The 602-nt window shown below is 71.3% G+C and carries 1 protein-coding gene; it reads left to right on the top strand.

The features are described from left to right. Positions 1–602 (top strand): DUF748 domain-containing protein (locus DBR23_RS31755; RefSeq protein WP_233250739.1); only part of this gene is annotated, 602 nt, incomplete at both ends.

Genomic DNA, 602 nt, shown 5'->3' on the forward strand with positions numbered 1-602 from the left:
GCCCTGGGCATCACCGCCCGCAACCTGGCCAGCGACGGCAGCAAGCCCGAAGCCTTCACGCTCACCGCCCGCGCCGCCGCACCGGGCAAGGGCAGCAAGGCCGCGCCGGGCAAGCTCGACTACCAGGGCACGCTGGCCCTGCAGCCGCTGACCACCCAGGGCAAGCTCGACGCCACCCGCCTGCCGCTGCACGCACTGGACGGCTACCTGGCCAGCCAGCTGTCGGTAGAACTGCTGCGCGCCGACGTGGGCTACCGGGGCCAGGTGGCCCTGGCGCAGACCGACAAAGGAGTCAGCCTGCGTCTGAGCGGTGATGCCGTGGTGGAAGACCTGCAGGCCAACAGCACCGCCGCCTTCACCCCCAAGACCGAGGCCCAGGTGGGTGAGGAACTGCTGGCCTGGAAAAGCCTGAACCTGCGCGGCCTGGCCGTGGCCACCGCCCCCGGCACCGCGCCGCGCGTGGAGGTCAAGGAGACCAGCCTGATGGACTTCTTTGCCCGGGTCACCATCAACGAGGCCGGCCGCATCAACCTGAGCGACATTGCCAAGACCCCGGCCGAAGCACGGGCGGCCAATGCGGCCAGCGCCGCAGCCAGCACGGC

This window comes from Acidovorax sp. HMWF018, from assembly GCF_003061035.1.
Lineage (GTDB): Bacteria > Pseudomonadota > Gammaproteobacteria > Burkholderiales > Burkholderiaceae_C > Acidovorax > Acidovorax delafieldii.